The sequence below is a fragment of the Agrobacterium bohemicum genome (assembly GCF_002896715.1).
In the GTDB taxonomy this organism is placed as follows: Bacteria; Pseudomonadota; Alphaproteobacteria; order Rhizobiales; family Rhizobiaceae; genus Agrobacterium; species Agrobacterium bohemicum.
Map to the genome: position 1 here is coordinate 22859 of NZ_PGEL01000028.1, position 18737 is coordinate 41595.

Sequence of the window (18737 nt, forward strand, 5' to 3'; positions counted from 1 at the left end):
ATCCGCGGCAATCGAAGCAAATTCTAAACAAATTTGGTAAACGAACCCTTGTCGTGGAGGCATTGNAAATGACAGGCAAAGGCTTGCATGTCATAAAACGAACAAGGTGGACATTTCCCAGCGTTTCATGGGAGGACTGACTGTTGATTTTGCGATCAAGGCAGCTTGAATTCGAAAGTCGCTTCCAGCGTCACCTAGCACAACTGCTTTTCCAGCCCTCAAGAACCTTGCTCCCATGGTAGCTTTGCGTCAGCGCAATAAAAAACGGACGCTGCAAGTCAGCGTCCGTTCGTTTGTCAGTCGTGATGATCAGGCTGCGCGGGATAAATCCTGGCCGTGCGAAGAAGGATCAAGCTGGAAGCGGGAAAGCAGCGAGCGAAGCTGGCGGCTTTCTTCTGCCAATGTCTGGCTGGCGGCCGTCGTTTCCTCCACCATGGCCGCGTTCTGCTGGGTCATCTGGTCCATGTGGTTGACGGAGGTATTGATCTCGTGAAGACCGGTTGCCTGCTCGCGCGCCGCCGTCGCAATCGTGTTGACGTGTCCATCTACACGGTTGACCAGAACCATGATTTCATCCAGCGCATCGCCGGTGGAGCGAACGAGTGACACACCGCCACCCACCTGTTCGGCAGAGCTGTTGATGAGGACCTTGATCTCCTTTGCGGCATTGGCGGAACGCTGGGCGAGCTCGCGCACCTCCTGCGCCACAACTGCAAAGCCACGACCGGCCTCGCCGGCTCTGGCTGCTTCTACGCCAGCATTGAGCGCCAGAAGATTGGTCTGAAACGCGATTTCATCGATGACACTGATGATCTGGCCGATCTTCTTGGACGAATCCTCAATGCGGTTCATCGCATCGACGGCGTTGCGAACGATATCGCCCGAGCGGCCAGCGCTGGACTTTGTTTCCGTTACCATCTGTCGCGCTTCATTGGCGCGCTCCGATGCAGTTCGCACAGTCGAGGTAATCTCGTCCAGAGCCGCCGCTGTCTCTTCCAGTGCTGCCGCCTGCTGCTCGGTGCGGCGTGAAAGATTGCCGGTTGCCTGGCTGATGTCGGACGCACTGTCGTTGACGATATGGCTGGTGCGGGAAATCGCGCCGATGACATCATGCAACTCACCAACGGCACCGTTGAAATCGTTGCGCAACTTTTCATATTCAATGCCGATATCACCGACCTGCACGGTCAGATCACCCTTGGCAAGCCGCTCAAGCGCTTGCGCAAGTTCGGCCATGGCGTGTGCCTGATGATCGGACGCAGACCGCAGTGCCTCTTCGTTGTTGCGGCGTGTCTCATCGAAACTGCGCTGCTGTTCGGCTTCACGCAATTGCAACTGGCTGCGTTCATTGACGGAGTCGCGAAGAACGAGCAACGTCTTCGCCATAGCGCCGATTTCGTTGCGACGATCGATGTAGTTGACCTCGGCATTGCCGTCGCCTTCGGCAATGCGGCTCATGCTGTGTTTCAGCGACTCGATCGGCCGTGTCACACCCCCGACCACGAAGGCGGCTGCGGCAAGCACGACGATGGCGCTGGCGGCACAGAGACCGGCAATCCAGAGCGCTTCTTGCCAGAATGCGGCCTTCAGATCGTCCACGTAAACGCCGGTCCCGACAATCCAGCCCCAAGGCGCAAACCCGGCAACATAGGAAAACTTCTCGACAGGGTCCGGGGAGCCAGGTTTCGGCCAGTAATAATCGACAAAGCCTTTGCCGCCACTCTTGACGGTGTTGACAAACTCCATGAAGAGAAACTTGCCGTTCGGATCCTTATTGCCTGACAGGTCCGTACCGTTCAGTTCAGGCTTGATGGGATGCATCACCATCTTCGGACCCATATCGTTGATCCAGAAATAGCCGCTGCCATTGTCATAACGCATGGAGGCAATGATGGCCTTGGCCTGCTGCTGAGCAACGTCACGCGTCAACGCCCCGCNTTTTTCCATGCCATGGTATAGTTCAAGAATACCGACGCCAGTTTGCGCCATGGATTCCAGCCCTGCTTTTCTCTCTCGTTCCACTCCGTTGTAACTACCGTACAAACTGAATGTAAGAGCCGCGACCATCATCATNAAAAACAGCGCAACGAGTGCGTAAAGACGCATCGAAATTTTCATATGCTTCAAGTTGTTTANCCCCCAATCGTCAAAACATAACGAAGAGATAACGCATAAATATTGATTATGGATAAATCTGAATTAGCGAAATCTAACGTGAATATTGNAAAATGGATTGGTGGAACAAACGGAAAAATCGTTGGAGATACAATATAGCGATTGTTTCTGTTTCCAGANTTTCAGTAAAATCCGCATTTACATCTCGAAACCCAAAGATAGTTATGCCGAAATATTTTATCAGCATCCACGCGTCCGCAAGCGAAAGGAAGCGTTAATCATCGGCGCGTAGCCTTATGGGACACATCGACCTATGACGGGGTAACCCAATGGCCAAACCAGCTTTCCGCTTCACCCATTACGACCTGAAGGAATTGCGCACAGGCGCAATCATCGAGGTATCGCTGAACGCGGTCAACAATGTGCGGCTTATGACCTCGGGTAATTATCAGCGCTTTACGGAAATGCTGGACTTCAAGTATCTGGGCGGCGTGGCCAAGAAATCACCCGTCCGCGTCACCATTCCAGAAACATCCCACTGGCACCTCATCGTCGATTGCGAGGGACACCACACGCTGGCCGAGTCAGCGGTGAAAATGCTGCCACCCCGTTCCATGCCCGTATTGCGTGAGAAGTCCACGGCAACTGCATAGCTTAGGTGGCGAAAAGCGCGCTATTTGTCCTTTCGTTCGCGGCGTAGCTTCGCCCACCAGTCCAAACGCTTACGGATATCCCGCTCGAAGCCGCGGTCCGGTGGATCGTAAAAGGTGGTGCGGCCCATTTTTTCCGGGAAATAGTCCTGTCCTGAGAACGCATCCGGCTCATCGTGGTCATAACGATAGCCATCGCCGTAAGCTTCACTCTTCATCAGCTTGGTCGGAGCATTGAGAATATGCTTTGGCGGCAGCAGAGAACCGTTCTCCTTGGCTGCCCGCATCGCCGCTTTATAAGCCGTGTAAACGGCATTGGATTTGGGTGCAGTCGCGAGATAAACGCAGGCCTGCGCCAGTGCCAATTCACCCTCCGGCGAGCCCAGATAATCGTAGGCGTCCTTGGCTGCATTGCAGATGACCAGCGCCTGAGGGTCGGCAAGGCCGATGTCTTCAACAGCCATCCGTACCAGCCGCCGCCCGAGATAAAGCGGGTCTTCACCGGCATCGAGCATGCGCGCGAGATAATAAAGCGCAGCATCGGGATCGGAACCACGCACTGATTTATGCAGCGCGGAGATGAGGTTATAGTGACCGTCCTGCGCCTTGTCGTAGACAGGTGCGCGACGCTGCACAATGTGCGTAAGGCCTTCCGTATCGAACACCTCGTCCTTGCGAACAGCGCGCCAGACCTCTTCCGCCAGTGTCAGCACTGCACGCCCATCACCATCCGCCATGCGGATCAGCGAGGCGCGCGCGTCATCGGTCAATGGCAGTGGCTTGTCCTCGACGTTCTCGGCGCGCGTGAGAAGTTCGGCAAGGCTTTCCTCGTCATGCGATTTGAAGGTCAGCACCCGCGCGCGCGACAACAGAGCGGCGTTGAGCTCGAATGACGGANTTTCCGTCGTCGCACCAACGAGAATGATGGTGCCGTCCTCCATCACAGGCAGGAAACTATCCTGCTGCGCGCGGTTGAAGCGGTGGATTTCGTCCACGAACAGCAATGTCTGCCGTCCGTTCATGCGCCGGGTGCGCGCGCCTTCAAAAACCTTTTTGAGATCGGCGACGCCCGAGAATATGGCGGATATCTGCTCGAAAGCCAGCCCCGCCTCGCCTGACAGCAGACGCGCAACGGTCGTCTTGCCAGTGCCTGGCGGCCCCCAGAAAATCATCGAGCCCAGCGAGCCGCTTTCGATCATGCGGCGCAGAACGCCCTCTTCACCCGTCAGATGCGGCTGGCCCGTGACCTCGGCAAGCGTGGTCGGGCGTAGCCTGTCCGCCAAAGGTCGCCGATTGGCGACCTCTGCTGGAATCTGTGGAGCGAAGAGATCGCCGCTCATCGCAGGAATTGCCGGATGCGCTGACCGTCGCGGATAATCTCCAGACGCCAGAAGCCGGGATTATCCTCCAGCGCTTTTTCGACATTAGCTGTAGATGCCATATCCGTACCATTCAGCGAGACGATAATGTCCTTCGGCTGGAAGCCTACACGAGCCGCCGGAGAATTGCGCTTCACGTCCATGATGACGACACCTGTCGTGCTGGTCGGCATGCGCAACTCGTCGGCAAGCTTGGGCGAGAGATTGGCTACAGTCGCGCCAGCAAAAGGATTGCGCCCTTCCAGCAGGCGTTCATCACGCGGCGCTGTCTCAGGTGCCGTATCGAGCGCAATGGTGACGTTTTTCTCCTTGCCCTTGTCGATCAGGGTTAGGGTCGCGGACTTGCCGATGCCAGCCGTAGTGAGGCGATAGCCCAGCGCATCCGGGTGTTCCACGGCAATGCCATTGACAGCTGTCACCACCTGTCCTGGCTCGATACCTGCCTTTTCGGCAGGTCCATCCTTGACCACGCCGACGACGAGAGCGCCACGGGCGCGCTTGAGGCCAAGTGCCTCCGCGACTTCTGATGTAACGGGATCGAATGTCGCGCCAACGTAGGGACGCTGGAAGCTCGTATCACCCTTTTCGGCTGCAGCCAGGAAAACCCGCACCAGATTGGCCGGAATGGCAAAGCCGATACCGTTCGAGCCGCCACCGCGTGAGAAGATGGCCGTGTTGATGCCAATCAGTTCACCCGCCATGTTCATCAGCGCGCCACCGGAGTTACCGGGGTTGATGGACGCATCCGTCTGGATGAAGAAGCCGAAATCGCCCTGGGTGACCTGGTTGCGCGCCAGTGCCGAGACGATACCGCTCGTGACCGTCTGTCCCACACCGAAGGGATTGCCGATGGCGAGAACGAGATCACCCACCTCGGTCGCATCGGAATTGCCGAGCGCCAGAACAGGGAATTCTTCCTTGGCATCGATCTGCAGGACCGCGAGATCAAGACGATCATCTTTCAGGAGAACCTTGGATGCAAACTCACGCCCATCGGCCAGCGCAACCTTGATATCGTCCGCACCTTCGATGACATGGTTGTTCGTCACCACAAGCCCGCTTGCAGTGGCGATAACGCCGGAGCCGAGCGACGACTGCTTTTCCGTACGGTTTGGTGATTGCTGTCCGAAAAACTGCTCGAAGAAGGGATCGCCCGCAAAGGGTGAAGCACGTTTTTGAACGAGCCGTTCCGCGTAAACGTTGACCACGGCACCCGCCGTACGCTTGACCAATGGTGCGAAGGAAAGCTGCATTTCCGCCGTACTGGCAGGAACGGTTTTATTATCCTGCGCCTGCACGGGGACCGGTAGAACGAGCATCGTCGCAAGAAGGCCGGTGGTTAGATAGTTCAACATGCTTGGCATGTGATTCCTCATCCTCATCAATACGATGGAGTTATAACGCTTGAGCCTATAAATCAAAGGGCGGCAAGATCATGACGGACTGTGCCTTAAACCCCGGAATGGAACAAGTTGGCACGTTTGCGGCTTTAGACGGCTTATAAGACTGTTTATGGNAAAGAGATCTACATGCATTTCAAGAAACATATTCTTGCTGCTCTGATTGTTATCGCCTCATATTCCCATGGCTCGCCGGTGGGTGCCGCCAGCTTTGATTGCGCAAAGACAGATCTCGCCGCTGACGAAAAGACGATTTGCGAAAACCGTGCGCTTAACGACCAGGACGTGCGCATGGCAACAACCTTCGACATCCTCACGCAATTGATGGCTATGGGCGCGCGCGATGAGCTGAAGACCCAGCAGAGTGAGTGGCTAAAGCATCGCCAGACCTGCGCCGCCGATGTCGCTTGCCTCACCACCGCCTATGAGGAGCGCATGAAAAAGCTAGGCGAAGCCTTCCTCAACATCAACAGACCGCTCTAAACCGCTGAAATGATTCCAGCCATCAGCCCGTGCAACTGGTCGCGATATCCGGTACGGGCGGATGGCGCATCTTCGCGTGATGTCATGACCACGGACAGGTTCTTTGATGGCACGATATAAAGCATTTGTCCGCCATAACCCCAGGCGTAATACACCATCTCTCCCGCCATCTGCTTGATGAACCAGCAGTAGCCATAGCCGTCGCCATTGAAGACGGAGTTGGTGCGCTGGGTCCAAGATTGATCGATCCAGCTCTGCGACACGATCCTCTCTCCGTCCGACGCAATGCCACCGCGACGATAGAGTTCGCCAAACGCCAGCAGCGACCGTGCCGTCATCGCCATCTGGTTACCTCCGAGATAGATGCCTTGCGGGTCACGCTCCCACGAGCCGATGGAGAAACCATCGAGCGGGGAAAACCAGTCGCGCGCCAGGGCGAGTGTCGACTTGCCTGACGCCTTGGTCAGAATTGCAGACAGCAGATGCGTTGACCCGGTAGAATACAGCATTCCGCCACCCGGCTCTCCGGCAAAACCTGAGCCGAGCGCCATGCGCACCCAGTTTCGACTGGAGACCCAACGGCCATAATTTGGACCGGACATGCGCTCCAGACCGGATTGCATGGAGAGCAGATTGCCGATGGTCACCCGCTCCAGACGTGTATCAGGATTTGCTGGAAAGTCAGGTCGCAGCACAGAGGCAACCGGTTGATCGACCCCATCCAGTATCTTTCGATCGATCGCCATACCCACCAGCGCCGAGACGATGGATTTGGACGCGGACTTTATATTGGTGGAGCCATTCATAGAGGCACCATGATAGGCGCGGCTGGCGACCTCCTTGCCGTCTACGCTCACGATGACCGTCTTCAAGCTGTCCAAGGCATCTGCGTTTTCCAGAAGCTTCGGCACGCCTTCCCGCGTTTGCGCACGCAGGCTGGAGGCAAAGGGAAGCGTGGCGATGAGAGCAAGTGCGGTACGTCTTTTCATGAGGACTTACTTAGTACCTTTCNAAAGAGGCGGTAGACCTCTCACTGCTTTGTGACCTCACCCGCCAGTGACAGCACCCGCACAAACAATGGTTTGGATCGTTTTGCGGAATCAATACGCCAACGCGTTGAATCATTTCGTAAGCCAAGAGCAACAAAGCAATCACTCTTCGTACATCATCTTCCTCGTCATGCCGCCATCCAGCACCAGCACCTGGCCCGTCATGAAACCAGCGCTCGCCAGGTAAACGACCGCATCTGCGATATCTTCAGGGCGTCCTACCCGCCCTACCGGATGCTGAGTGTGGTCTTCCTCACGCAGATCAGAGTCATCAGTGATCCAACCCGGCGCAATAGCATTGACGCGAATTTTCGGCCCGAGGCTGACAGCCAGAGCATGGGTCAGCGCCACCAATCCACCCTTCGATGCGGCATACGCTTCCGTGTTCGGCTCGGACATGAATGCGCGGGTGGATACCATGTTAACGATGCTGCTGCCCTCACCCATCAACGGCACCGCAGCGCGTGTCATTAAAAACGCACCAGTCAGGTGGCTATCGGTCACCTTGCCAATTGGCCAGCGACAATTCATGGATCGGTCCGTTGTCTGGCCCGGCGATACCAGCATTGTTGACGAGAAGGTCAAGCCCGTCCCAACCAAGCTGTTTGAATGCCTGCGCAACCGACGTCTCATCGCTGACATCGCAATGGATGTCCCGCGCTTTCGTCGTGCTCTCCTCGATATCGAAGCATGCAACGGTCCAGCCGCTCTCAAGAAGAGTCTCTACAACCCCGGTTCCGATCAAACCGGCACCGCCGGTCACGATTGCGCGTTTCATGCCATTAATCCTTATTTTCACCGTTCAGCCAACGTGTTGAAGAAGAACCAGTTCCGGTCAAAAATCACAGTTGGCACGAGCGCCAGAATTTCGCATGTTGAAACCCATGCTATCCGCCGACCGAACAATACCTCGATTGATGTCGAACCGCCTCACCCTTCGGCCGTTTGGCATAACGGATGCGCCCGCACTGGCCCGCATCACCAACGATCCGCTGGTGTTACGCAATCTGCTTCGGACGTCATATCCCTTCACGGTGGACGACGCCCGAACGAGGATACTGCGCTTTGGGAAAAACAATCTGCCCGTTTGGGCAATCGATGACTGCCAACTGATCGGCCTCATTGGCCTCGCCGGCGAATTCGGGCTATGGCTGGGTCGCAGTGCGTGGGGCAAAGGTTATGGTGAGGAGGCCGCACGGCTGATCATAAACCATGCTTTTACGCACATGAAAATGAACGTGCTTCACGCCAATCCTATGAGCGACAACAGGGCATCCTGTCATTTGATGGATAAGCTTGGACTCAGGGAAGTCGGACGGATGCAGTCATTCTGCAAGCAGCGCAACAAGATGGTTGCGCTGCGCTGTTATGAGTTAAAAAACGTTGGGTGAAGAAGGAATAAGGTCCCTTCCAACGTCATCCTCGGGCTTGACCCGAGTATCCAAAGAACCCCAACGTCGAGCGTGGTCAGATCCTCGGGACAAACCCGAGGATGACGTCCAATGGTAAGCCTATTCAGGCAAAATCCGAACTGCACCCTTGTCAGCACTCGAAGCAAATGCCGCGTAAGCCTTCAACGCCGTCGTTACATTGCGCTTGCGCTTCTCGGCAGGCTTCCAGCCCAATTGATCCTGCTCTGCACGACGTGAAGCCAGTTCGGCGTCTGGCACCTTGAGGTTGATCGTGCGGTTGGGGATGTCGATCTCGATGGGGTCACCCTGACGCACGAGGCCGATGGCGCCGCCTTGGGCTGCTTCCGGGGAAGCGTGGCCGATGGAAAGGCCTGATGTGCCACCGGAGAAGCGTCCATCGGTGATGAGCGCACAGGCTTTGCCCAAGCCCTTGGATTTCAGGTAGCTGGTCGGATAGAGCATTTCCTGCATGCCAGGACCACCCTTGGGGCCTTCGTAGCGGATAACGACAACGTCGCCGGCTTTCACTTCATTGGAAAGAATGCCCTTAACGGCTGCGTCCTGGCTTTCGTAAACCACTGCAACGCCGTTGAACTTGAGGATGGATTCATCCACGCCCGCCGTCTTCACGATGCAGCCGTCCAGCGCGATGTTTCCGTAAAGAACGGCCAGACCGCCATCTTTCGAGAACGGTTTTTCGACAGAACGGATGACGCCGTTGTCGCTGTCTGTGTCCAGTTCATCCCACCGCGAGGACTGGCTGAACGCGACCTGCGTCGGCACGCCACCGGGAGCGGCCTTGAAGAAATTACGCACGCTTTCGCTGTTGGTGCGGGTGATATCCCAACGGTTGATGGCATCGCCAAGCGTTGCCTCGTGAACGGTATAGCAATCCGTGTTGATCAATCCACCACGTTCCAGTTCGCCCAGAATGCGCATGATGCCGCCTGCGCGGTGCACGTCTTCCATGTGCACGTCCTGCTTGGCAGGCGCGACCTTTGACAGGCACGGCACCCGGCGTGACATACGGTCGATGTCTTCCATGGTGAAATCGACCTCGCCCTCATGGGCAGCGGCCAGAATGTGCAGAACGGTGTTGGTGGAACCACCCATGGCGATATCCAGTGCAATTGCGTTTTCGAACGCAGCCTTTGTCGCAATCGAACGCGGGAGAACGTTGTAATCGTCCTGCTCGTAATGACNGCGCGCCAGATCGACAATCAGGTGACCCGCCTCAACAAACAAACGTTTGCGATCCGAGTGAGTGGCGAGCGTAGATCCGTTGCCTGGCAGCGCCAAACCCAGCGCTTCCGTCAAACAGTTCATGGAATTGGCGGTAAACATGCCGGAGCATGAACCACAGGTCGGACATGCGGCACGCTCGATGGTGTCGACTTCCTCATCGGTCATCTTGTCGTCGGCAGCAGCCACCATCGCGTCAACGAGGTCAAGCGCGACTGTCTTGCCATGCAGCACGGCCTTGCCCGCTTCCATCGGTCCACCTGATACGAAGACCACGGGAATATTGAGGCGCATGGCGGCGTTCAACATACCGGGCGTGATCTTGTCACAGTTGGAAATGCAGACCATGGCATCCGCGCAGTGTGCGTTGACCATGTACTCGACCGAATCGGCGATGATTTCGCGCGATGGCAGCGAATAGAGCATGCCATCGTGCCCCATGGCGATGCCGTCATCCACGGCGATGGTGTTGAATTCCTTGGCAACACCGCCAGCAGCTTCGATTTCACGCGCCACGAGCTGGCCGAGATCCTTCAGGTGAACGTGGCCCGGTACGAACTGCGTAAACGAATTAACGACAGCGATAATCGGCTTGCCGAAATCGCCGTCCTTCATGCCGGTGGCGCGCCAAAGGCCACGCGCACCGGCCATGTTGCGGCCGTGGGTTGTCGTTCTGGAGCGATAAACTGGCATGTGCTTATTCCTCGANTTTCCTTACGCAAGGGCTGATTTGCACAGCGCCGCTGGCGTTGCCCCTGCTTTTGCAAGCTTTCTACTCGAAAGCTGCCTGCCTGTCACTGTCACCTTGCTGCNAAACAGTACGGTTCGGTACGGTACGGCATTTCACTGNTTTCGAACCCTGGTGGCCTACTCTGCAGCATCTTGCAGCAAGGTGCGCTGGTCGGGTCCGAAATCAATCAGGAAATCCTTATGGTTAGGACATTGGGACAAACGCTGGTGGAACGCGTCGATCAGCCATTGTGCTGCCGGACCCGCAGGCGTGTCGGATTTGCGCAGAGCGTAAAGCGGATATTCCCCGCCTTCATAAGCATCCAATTTCAGCGCTTTCAACACGCCGTTGATAATATCGTTGCGAACCACAGATGCCGGGAGGCCACCCCAACCGAGCCCGCCCTTGATGAGCTGATATTTGGTCGCGATGTCGCTGACACGCCATTTCTTGTAGGATAAAACGTTGAAATCCCTTCCTTTGGTCAACCCGGATGCGTCGGTTACGACAAGTTGCACCTCTTCACGCACATCCGACAGCGTCAAAGGCCGATCCAGCAAAGCGAGCGGATGATCCGCAGCGGCCACCGGCACCATGAAGGAATGGCCGACCTTATCAATAATCAAGCCATCGTCCTGATGGAATATCGCCCCACCAATGCCAATTCCCGCCTTGCGGTTCAGCACCATGTCCATGACCATGCCCAATTCTCCCACATTCAGGTTGAGAGAAACGGTGGGGAAATGGTCCCGGAAATCACGTAGAACGGAAACCACTGCCTCGGCAGGCACCATGGTGCTGATGGCAAGATTGACCTCCGCCTCCAGCCCCTGCTTCAGACCCTTTGCCCGCGCGCGCATATCCTGAAGCCCGGCGACGATGCGCCGGGCATGCTCCAGCATGGCAGCACCGTCTGCCGTGAGTTTGGGCTGGCGAACGCCGTTGCGCTCGAACAGCGTAACTTCGAGCTGCGCTTCGAGATTGGCAATCGTATAGCTGACGACCGATTGAGCCCGGTTCAATGCCCTGGAGGCCGCAGAGAAACTGCCGGTTTCGGCAACACTCAAAAACACCTGCAACTGGTCCAGCGTGGGGTTAGCTTCCATGGTCCATCCACTTTATCGATAGGTTCCTTCCAGATTATCACAGTTTTCTAGATGACAACATTGAATGATATAAGCGGCAACCATTGGGTNNCCCTGCCCCATCTGACCTTCAAAATTGACATAAGGATATTTTAAATGTCGAAGATTCTTCTCGTAACCTCCAGCCCACGCACGGGTGAATCCCTGTCCAACAAGTTTGCTGGCGACCTCGCGGCAAAACTTCAGGCACAGACGAACGGTACAATCACGCATCTCGATCTCGGCCAGAACCCAATTGAGCATCTAGACACGGTCACCACCTCCGCTATCCGTAAGGCACCGGCTGATCGTAATGCCGAAGAAGCGGCCGCTGCCAAGAATTCCGACGAGCGCGTCGCAGAACTGCTGGAAGCCGACACAATCGTCATCGGCACAGGCCTTATCAACTTCAACATCTATTCCGGCCTGAAGTCCTGGATCGACGTTATCGCCCGTGCTGGCCTGACCTTCACCTACACCGAGTCAGGCCCAGTTGGTCTTGCAACCGGCAAGAAGGTCTACATTGTTCTGTCGTCTGCAGGCGTTTACTCGGAAGGTCCAGCAGCACCTCTGGAACACGCTGTTCCTTACCTGAAGACCGTTCTGGGCTTCATGGGTATGACCGACGTGGAAGTCGTTCGCATCGAAGGCTTGGCCTTTGGCCCAGAAGCTGCAGAAAAGGCAATTGCCGCTGCCTCCGCCAAGGTTGAAGAACTGGCCAAGGCTGCCTGATATTGAAAAAGCGGCGTTTCGCAACGCCGCTTTCCACAATCTTCATATCGGTCGCGAGTCTCTCGCGGCCGTTATTTTTTGTCTGCGAACAAAGACGCACCATTCTGATCGATAATCAGTTGCGCCTTGCGCACGGTGAATTCTGCAGCATCGTCGAGGCTGGTGAAAACATCGGCGCGCACGAACTCATGCACCAGCGTTTCTTCTCCCACCTTCTTTTCTATCCGTCCGGCCAAGCGGTACTGCCCGCCCTCTTTCATCGGCGTCGCATAGATCAGGCAATCCTTGTAGGGATGCGCTTCCGATGTTTCGGTCTTCTTCGGAGCGTCATCCGATGGAGACGAGCCGAAGGCGGAAAAGAGTTTCGAGAAGAACGAAGCCATGGTTTACCTTCCTGGTTTCCTGTCCGCAGGGTGATCCTCAAACCACCCCGCCCGGTCATATCTAACAATCAGATGATGAGATTGGCGAGGATTTCGTTTTCGGTGATGTCCTCGTAACCCAGTCCAGCCTCTTCGAAACGCTTGAACAGCCCACTAAAATTTTCGGGCTCCGTCGTTTCTATGCCGATGAGAATGGAGCCGAAATTGCGCGCGGATTTCTTCAAGTACTCAAAGCGCGCGACGTCATCGTCCGGGCCTAAAAGATTGAGGAAATCGCGAAGCGCGCCAGGGCGCTGCGGCAGTCGCAAAATGAAGTATTTTTTCACGCCCGTATAACGCATAGCGCGCTCTTTGACATCAGGCAGCCGGTCGAAATCGAAGTTGCCGCCCGAGACGACGCAAACGACACGCTTGCCCTCCAACCGCTCACGCCCAAGCTGTTCAAGTGCTGCAATTGCCAGAGCACCTGCAGGCTCCAGCACAACGCCTTCAAGGTTGAGCATATCGATGATCGTCACGCAGATGGCGTTTTCCGGGATCAGTTCGACTTGTTCGGGTAGAAAGTTCTTGAGCGCCTCGAAGTTGAGGTCGCCAAGCCGCGCGACAGCGGCACCGTCAACGAAGTTGTCGACTTTGCCAAGCGTGACGGCCTTACCGGCCTCAAGACTTCTCTTCAGGCTTGGCGCCCCCACCGGCTCACNAAAAATGAAATTGCTGCTAGCGACCTTGTCCGCNAAAAAGCCCGTCAAACCAGCCGAAAGCCCACCACCACCAACGGGCATGATCAGCAAATCCGGTGCCTTGCTGTCTGGCAGCTGATCGACAATCTCGGCGCCAACGGTCGCCTGCCCCTCGATGATATCGACGTGGTCGAAAGGCGGCACCATATAAGCGTCGGTTTCTTCCACATAAGCGCGTGCGGCAGCGTAGCACTGGTCGAAGATGTCTCCCACCAGCTTGATCTTGATGAACTCACCGCCAAAGATTCGGGTCTTGTCAATTTTCTGCTGCGGTGTCGTCACCGGCATGAAGACAACCCCGTGCACGCCGAAATGGCGGCAGGCGAATGCGAACCCTTGAGCATGGTTGCCAGCGGATGCGCAGACGAAAACCTTGTTCTTGCCAGTGGTGGACACCGCCTTGCGCAGAAAATTGAACGCGCCTCTAATCTTGTAGGAACGAACAGGCGTCAGGTCTTCACGCTTCAACCAGATCTCGGCACCATACCGGCGGCTGAGATGTTCATTCAACTGCAACGGTGTTTCGGGAAACAATTCCCGAACTTCCCGCCTTGCAGCCTCTACAAGCAATTTATCCACGATTTTCAATCCATTGAATTTCACGATGGCACCCGCTATGCCATAGGAAAACGCCCGACACAAAGACTCTTTACGCGCTTTCGGTACGGCTCACTCGATCAAGGTTCCATTTATTGAATAGCAACCTTCTGCGCGCGGTTCTCTACATCGCCTCGATATTCGGGCTCTACATGGCGACAGCGATGTTCGTACCCGCCATGGCTGATCTCTATTACGGTAACAGTGACTGGGCGGTGTTTGCCATATCGGGCTTCATGTGCNGGGGGCTGGCGCTGGCCTGCGCCTTCGCCACCAGGGCGCCGATGCCAACCTTCAACAAAAGGTTCGGCTTCCTGCTGGTCAACGTGCTGTGGCTGGTCTTCTCGCTCATCGGTGCGGTACCACTTTATCTGTCTGAACTGAACCTGACATTCGGGCAAGCATTGTTCGAATCGGTATCGGCCATCACCACAACCGGCTCTACCGTCATCACGGGACTGGACAAGGCACCCCAGGGCATTCTCATCTGGCGGTCGCTACTCTGTTGGCTGGGCGGCATTGGTATCGTGGCACTCGGCCTCTTTATTTTGCCGTTGCTGCGCGTAGGCGGCATGACATTCTTCCGTATGGAATCATCCGACACGGCCAACGACCGGCCATTCGCGCGGCTCGCAAGCTTTACCAAGGCATTCGTCGGAATTTACGTGGTGATGACGCTGGCCTGCACCATCGCTTTCGANTTTGCAGGCATGACGCATTTCGATGCGCTGAACCACGCCATGTCCGCAGTCGCAACTGGCGGCTTTTCCACCCATGATGCGTCCTTCGCGTTCTTTGGCGATAATGTCGCGCTGCTCTGGATCGCGACATTCTTCCTCATTCTCGGAAGTCTGCCCTTTTCCGTCATGATCCTGCTGGCGCTGCGTGGCCGCCTGGATATTCTCTATGATCCGCAAATCCGGGTCTTCATAGGCTATCTCTGCGCTATATCGCTCGCAGTCGGCATCTATCATCACATGACGAACGGCGTACCGCTCGACATTGCGCTTAGCCACTCGTTCTTCAACATGACATCCATTCTTTCGACAGGTGGTTTCGCCAGCGATGACTACACGCTGTGGGGGCCATTCGTCGTGGTCGTCGCCCTCTTCGCCACCTTTATGGGTGGCTGCTCCGGCTCCACGGCAGGCGGCATCAAGGCTTACCGCTTCGTCATCATCTATAATGTCGTGAAAACCGGTCTGAAAAAGCTACTTTACCCGGACGCCGTCTATTCCGTGCGCTATGGCGCTCAGGTCGTGGACGTCGAAACCATCCGCAACGTCTTCCTTTTTCTGAGCTGCTTCATAGCACTCTGGATCGGCGGCAGCCTGGTCATGAGCGCTATGGGCTACGACCTACTCACCGCCACCTCGGCGGTCGCCACCTCTCTCGCCAATGTCGGCCCCGGCATCGGCCCCATCATCGGCCCCGCCGGCAACTTCTCCACCATAAGCGACCCGGCACTCTACCTGCTATCGCTGATGATGCTGCTCGGCCGTCTGGAGATATTGACGGTTCTGGTGCTGTTGATGCCGTTGTTCTGGCGGGGTTGACAGCAGAGACGAAGATGCGACCCGTCTACCGTCCGTCATAGGCCGGTTTCANTTTTTCCATCGTTTCATCGATGATGTTGCGAACCTCCGGCTCGTCCACGATCTCGGAACAATNAAACACCGGCATTGGCTTGGAAGATATCTCGTCTCCCTTGATCACGGCCATCGACTTCCGGCTGGTCGCAGATTTGACCGCATCGACCAATGGCTGCCAGTCCTCTACATTCCCGAAGCCACGCTGGACGATAATGCTCGCCCATCCATCCCCCTGCCCCCTTAAAGCCGCGTCATCCAGTCCGGTCAGGCAGGTGGCAACTGCATAGCCCTCAACATCTTGCTGAAGTTGCGAGCGCGGCGCGGCGCTAGCACTTCCTGCGCAAAAAATGACGGAACCAAGCGCTGAAATAATAATGTGACGCAACGTCATCATGGCATCTCCCAGAATTCACCTTTGAACGTAGCGGCACTACCCTCTGAATATTGCGAGTAGTCATCGAAGCTGGGTTCACGAAAAGCGGAACCATTCCACAAGGCAATATGCCCGGTCGCACCGCTCCAACCAGATACATTGAAGGCGATGATACCCTTTTTACCACCGAAAGCGTCATTATAGGGCGAGACGTTATCACTCGTCGGCTGCCCAAATGCCCGCAGAAGATAATTTCTGAGATCAGCAACGCCGTAGATAATCCGGTAGCCCCTGTCCGTCCCCAACGTTCTGGCACGCGATGTTTGTGCCAACGTCTCGTCGATTTTATGTCCAGACAGTGAAAGAGCAACGCTCATTCTGCTCGCACAGGCGTTACCATTCGGACCAAAACCGGGAGCTTGAATGTTTTTCTGAGCCGCGCCACCCAGCATCATGTAGAGATCGAACATCGATTTGTATTGAACGTGATCTGGNAAATGCTTCCAAAGATTTTCAAACTTCGGCTTGGCCAAAAGAAGTCCTCCTGAGTAAAAAATCGCTCAGGTTGAATATTTTTGAAATATGGCAATTTATTGCAATTGAAGATTTTATAACCGCATCTCTTTGCGGCTACCAGAGGTCTGGTGCGGACGGCGGGACTTGAACCCGCAAGACCAGAGGTCGGCAGATTTTAAGTCTGCTGCGTATACCGATTCCGCCACGTCCGCTTGCGGTTTTTATCTACACAACGCAAGCGGCTGTGGTCAACGGGCAGGTATGGTGCGAAGTCGAAATTACCCGCACCAGGATTGATTTCCTCTACCAACTGGAAGCGCCAACCCCTCACGTACCAACTGGTCTGCGAAAGACACGCCAGACCTTGAGAGTGTAGAGGCGCCGCCCATCGAGGCGACTTGGAAGTTGCCGCCGTTCAGCATATCGCGCAGGCGAACCTTGGCGGCAAAGCCTTTTTGACGCTCTTCCAGACAACGAGCCTGATCCGTTTGCGGAACGGCGATGCCAGCGAGTTTCATTTTCGCGCCCTTCAGCCAGAATGTGTTGCCATCGGCCACACAATTGTTGAGGCCCGAGCGGCCGCAAAAAGCGAAGGTGCCGGACTTTTCACCCAACGAGACATTCTCCACCGGTGGACGCGATGATGGTAGCGCGGCAGGCGAAGTCTGCGTGGACGCGACACCATTTGGCATCGCAATGGCGCGTGGTGGCACGGGAGCGCCACTGGCGGGGAGCGCCACGGTTTGCGTAACGGACGGCTTGGGCTTTTCTGCCGCAACCTCACGCGACCTGGATTGCGGTGCGGTGGGCTTCGATACGCCAGCGACCGTCTCTTTCAATTTTGGCAGCAGATTGTCACGGTGCTCGTAGACCTGAATGCCGCCGACGGCGACGCCGAACAGCAACAGCCATGACCACAGACCTGCACCGCCAGACTTGGCAGAGGTGCGACGGCGACTTGAAGGTTTTCTCTTGCTCACGGGATAACTCCTTGTCCGGGCCGCATTATCGGCCCAAGGAGTTTCCGAAACGTTGGCATTTGACATAAATGCCGTTCNAAAATTTGTATTATCCCCCAATTTTATGATCGTCAGCGGACCTGATCCAGCAGCCGTTTGCATTCAAGAAGGTCAAACAAGGCTTCTTGCAACAAAGCGCGGTCATCCTTGTTGATGCTGGACTTGCCGAGGGATATTTCCGGCGTGTCATCCGAACCATTACCGCCAAAGCCAAAAAAACGACCGCTGGGCCGGGCCTTGGGACGACCGACGACTTCATCTTCTTCTGAGCCGGCAACACGCGGTTCCGGTATATCCTTCTCACCGCTGGCCGCCATGATGGCTTCCATCGTAGCCATATCGCCTGATGCGATAGCAGAGACGAAACGGTTGCCATTGGTCTTGAGCAGCTTTTGCACGCCCTTGATGGTATAACCATGGTCATAGAGAAGGTGGCGAATACCCTTCNAAAGATCGACATCGTCAGGGCGGTAATAGCGCCGACCGCCGCCGCGCTTCATCGGTTTGATCTGCGGAAAGCGTGTTTCCCAGAAGCGCAGAACGTGCTGCGGCAAATCCAGATCTTCTGCGACTTCACTGATCGTTCGAAAGGCGTCGGGGCTTTTATCCAAGTTCAACTCCCATCCAGACCAAAGTCAGATTTGCAAAACACGCAACAAGGTATGATGCGAATCGCCTTTGATTCAACGGCTTGTCGGTTGAATTTCAACTGNTTTCACAAGAAGAATTGAATCGTTACGTGTAGAAACACAAGCGATGAGGCNAAAAAATACGGCTCAGGAGCCGGATTTCTGGCTTTTCTGTTTTGCCTTGCGCGCTGAATGCGCCTTGAGAATTCGCTGTTTCAAAACGTTGGATGCTTTGAACGTCATGACACGGCGAGGAGATATGGGTACCTCTTCACCGGTCTTTGGGTTGCGACCGATGCGTTCATTCTTCTCACGAATCTGAAACGTTGCGAAGGAGGATAGCTTGACCACTTCTCCGCGTGTGATCGCATTGCAGATTTCGTCGATAACGGTTTCAACCAGTTCGGCGGATTCAGTCCGGGACAACCCCACTTTTCGAAACACAGACTCGGCTAGATCCGCACGTGTCACTGNTTTCCCGGCCATATTTCCCCGCACCGCTCTCTTTTATTCTGCTGAACCGGGCAGAGATTATTGCCCTTGGCTCAACCGGTCAAGCAAAGTTTCCAGAA

The 18737-nt window shown here is 55.7% G+C and carries 17 protein-coding genes, 1 tRNA gene and 1 pseudogene; 5 read left to right on the forward strand and 14 right to left on the reverse strand.

The genetic code is table 11. The annotated features are described in order from the left end of the window. Positions 1-309: 309 nt before the first annotated feature. The gene (locus tag CUC55_RS18800) at positions 310-2106 is read right to left on the reverse strand and encodes a methyl-accepting chemotaxis protein (RefSeq protein WP_170063935.1); all 1797 of its coding nucleotides are present in this window, start codon (positions 2104-2106) and stop codon (positions 310-312) included. Positions 2107-2444: 338 nt separating this feature from the next. Here CUC55_RS18800 and CUC55_RS18805 point away from each other — a divergent pair, with 338 nt between their 5' ends. Further along, on the forward strand, positions 2445-2768 hold the full coding sequence (locus tag CUC55_RS18805; protein WP_067645497.1) for a DUF1883 domain-containing protein: 324 nt from the start codon (positions 2445-2447) through the stop codon (positions 2766-2768). A gap of 20 nt (positions 2769-2788) precedes the next feature. Here CUC55_RS18805 and CUC55_RS18810 read toward each other — a convergent pair whose 3' ends face one another. Both CUC55_RS18810 and CUC55_RS18815 read right to left on the reverse strand, forming a co-directional pair. Further along, positions 2789-4105: a replication-associated recombination protein A gene (locus tag CUC55_RS18810; protein ID WP_103088810.1), complete on the reverse strand. Its 1317-nt coding sequence runs from the start codon at positions 4103-4105 to the stop codon at positions 2789-2791. Further along, entirely contained in the window at positions 4102-5508 is a 1407-nt protein-coding gene (locus CUC55_RS18815; protein ID WP_067645493.1) for a DegQ family serine endoprotease, read from the reverse strand. Before CUC55_RS18815 ends, CUC55_RS18810 begins: the two co-directional genes overlap by 4 nt. A gap of 165 nt (positions 5509-5673) precedes the next feature. Between CUC55_RS18815 and CUC55_RS18820 the strand changes: the two genes are divergently transcribed. After that, on the forward strand, positions 5674-6027 hold the full coding sequence (locus CUC55_RS18820; protein WP_067645491.1) for a lysozyme inhibitor LprI family protein: 354 nt from the start codon (positions 5674-5676) through the stop codon (positions 6025-6027). Here the strand turns inward: CUC55_RS18820 and CUC55_RS18825 are convergent. Further along, a complete protein-coding gene (locus tag CUC55_RS18825) occupies positions 6024-7016 on the reverse strand; it encodes a serine hydrolase domain-containing protein (protein ID WP_067645488.1) in 993 nt (330 codons plus the stop codon). The genes CUC55_RS18820 and CUC55_RS18825 overlap by 4 nt on opposite strands. Before the next feature lie 162 nt (positions 7017-7178). After that, positions 7179-7854, reverse strand: a pseudogene (locus tag CUC55_RS22990) (SDR family oxidoreductase). 94 nt (positions 7855-7948) lie between these two features. Between CUC55_RS22990 and CUC55_RS18835 the strand changes: the two are divergent. Continuing rightward, on the forward strand, positions 7949-8467 hold the full coding sequence (locus tag CUC55_RS18835) for a GNAT family N-acetyltransferase (RefSeq protein ID WP_082760161.1): 519 nt from the start codon (positions 7949-7951) through the stop codon (positions 8465-8467). Positions 8468-8587: 120 nt separating this feature from the next. Here CUC55_RS18835 and ilvD read toward each other — a convergent pair whose 3' ends face one another. Both ilvD and CUC55_RS18845 read right to left on the reverse strand, forming a co-directional pair. Continuing rightward, positions 8588-10423, reverse strand: a complete 1836-nt coding sequence (gene ilvD, locus CUC55_RS18840) for a dihydroxy-acid dehydratase (protein ID WP_103088811.1) — start codon at positions 10421-10423, stop codon at positions 8588-8590. Between the two features lie 174 nt (positions 10424-10597). Continuing rightward, on the reverse strand, positions 10598-11566 hold the full coding sequence (locus tag CUC55_RS18845) for a LysR family transcriptional regulator (protein WP_067645482.1): 969 nt from the start codon (positions 11564-11566) through the stop codon (positions 10598-10600). A gap of 135 nt (positions 11567-11701) precedes the next feature. Here CUC55_RS18845 and CUC55_RS18850 point away from each other — a divergent pair, with 135 nt between their 5' ends. After that, entirely contained in the window at positions 11702-12316 is a 615-nt protein-coding gene (locus CUC55_RS18850) for an FMN-dependent NADH-azoreductase (protein ID WP_067645480.1), read from the forward strand. A gap of 71 nt (positions 12317-12387) precedes the next feature. On the opposite strand, the gene CUC55_RS18855 is transcribed toward CUC55_RS18850, so the two are convergent. Further along, on the reverse strand, positions 12388-12699 hold the full coding sequence (locus CUC55_RS18855; protein WP_067645478.1) for an HlyU family transcriptional regulator: 312 nt from the start codon (positions 12697-12699) through the stop codon (positions 12388-12390). Between the two features lie 68 nt (positions 12700-12767). Next, positions 12768-14042: a threonine ammonia-lyase gene (gene ilvA / locus CUC55_RS18860; RefSeq protein WP_103089195.1), complete on the reverse strand. Its 1275-nt coding sequence runs from the start codon at positions 14040-14042 to the stop codon at positions 12768-12770. An 89-nt stretch (positions 14043-14131) separates the two neighbouring features. Between ilvA and CUC55_RS18865 the strand changes: the two genes are divergently transcribed. Beyond that, positions 14132-15592, forward strand: coding sequence for a TrkH family potassium uptake protein (locus tag CUC55_RS18865; RefSeq protein ID WP_170063923.1), 1461 nt, complete (start codon positions 14132-14134; stop codon positions 15590-15592). A 426-nt stretch (positions 15593-16018) separates the two neighbouring features. Here the strand turns inward: CUC55_RS18865 and CUC55_RS18875 are convergent, their stop codons facing one another. From CUC55_RS18875 to CUC55_RS18895, 5 genes are all read right to left on the reverse strand, one after another. Next, on the reverse strand, positions 16019-16471 hold the full coding sequence (locus tag CUC55_RS18875; RefSeq protein WP_425352889.1) for a type VI secretion system amidase effector protein Tae4: 453 nt from the start codon (positions 16469-16471) through the stop codon (positions 16019-16021). Positions 16472-16643: 172 nt separating this feature from the next. Continuing rightward, positions 16644-16729, reverse strand: a tRNA-Leu gene (locus tag CUC55_RS18880). A gap of 66 nt (positions 16730-16795) precedes the next feature. Continuing rightward, on the reverse strand, positions 16796-17497 hold the full coding sequence (locus CUC55_RS18885) for a nuclease (RefSeq protein WP_067645645.1): 702 nt from the start codon (positions 17495-17497) through the stop codon (positions 16796-16798). 110 nt (positions 17498-17607) lie between these two features. Continuing rightward, complete coding sequence (locus CUC55_RS18890; RefSeq protein WP_103088814.1) at positions 17608-18147, reverse strand: MerR family transcriptional regulator; 540 nt, start codon at positions 18145-18147, stop codon at positions 17608-17610. 165 nt (positions 18148-18312) lie between these two features. Then, positions 18313-18651, reverse strand: a complete 339-nt coding sequence (locus CUC55_RS18895) for an integration host factor subunit alpha (RefSeq protein ID WP_103088815.1) — start codon at positions 18649-18651, stop codon at positions 18313-18315. Between the last annotated feature and the right edge of the window lie 86 nt (positions 18652-18737).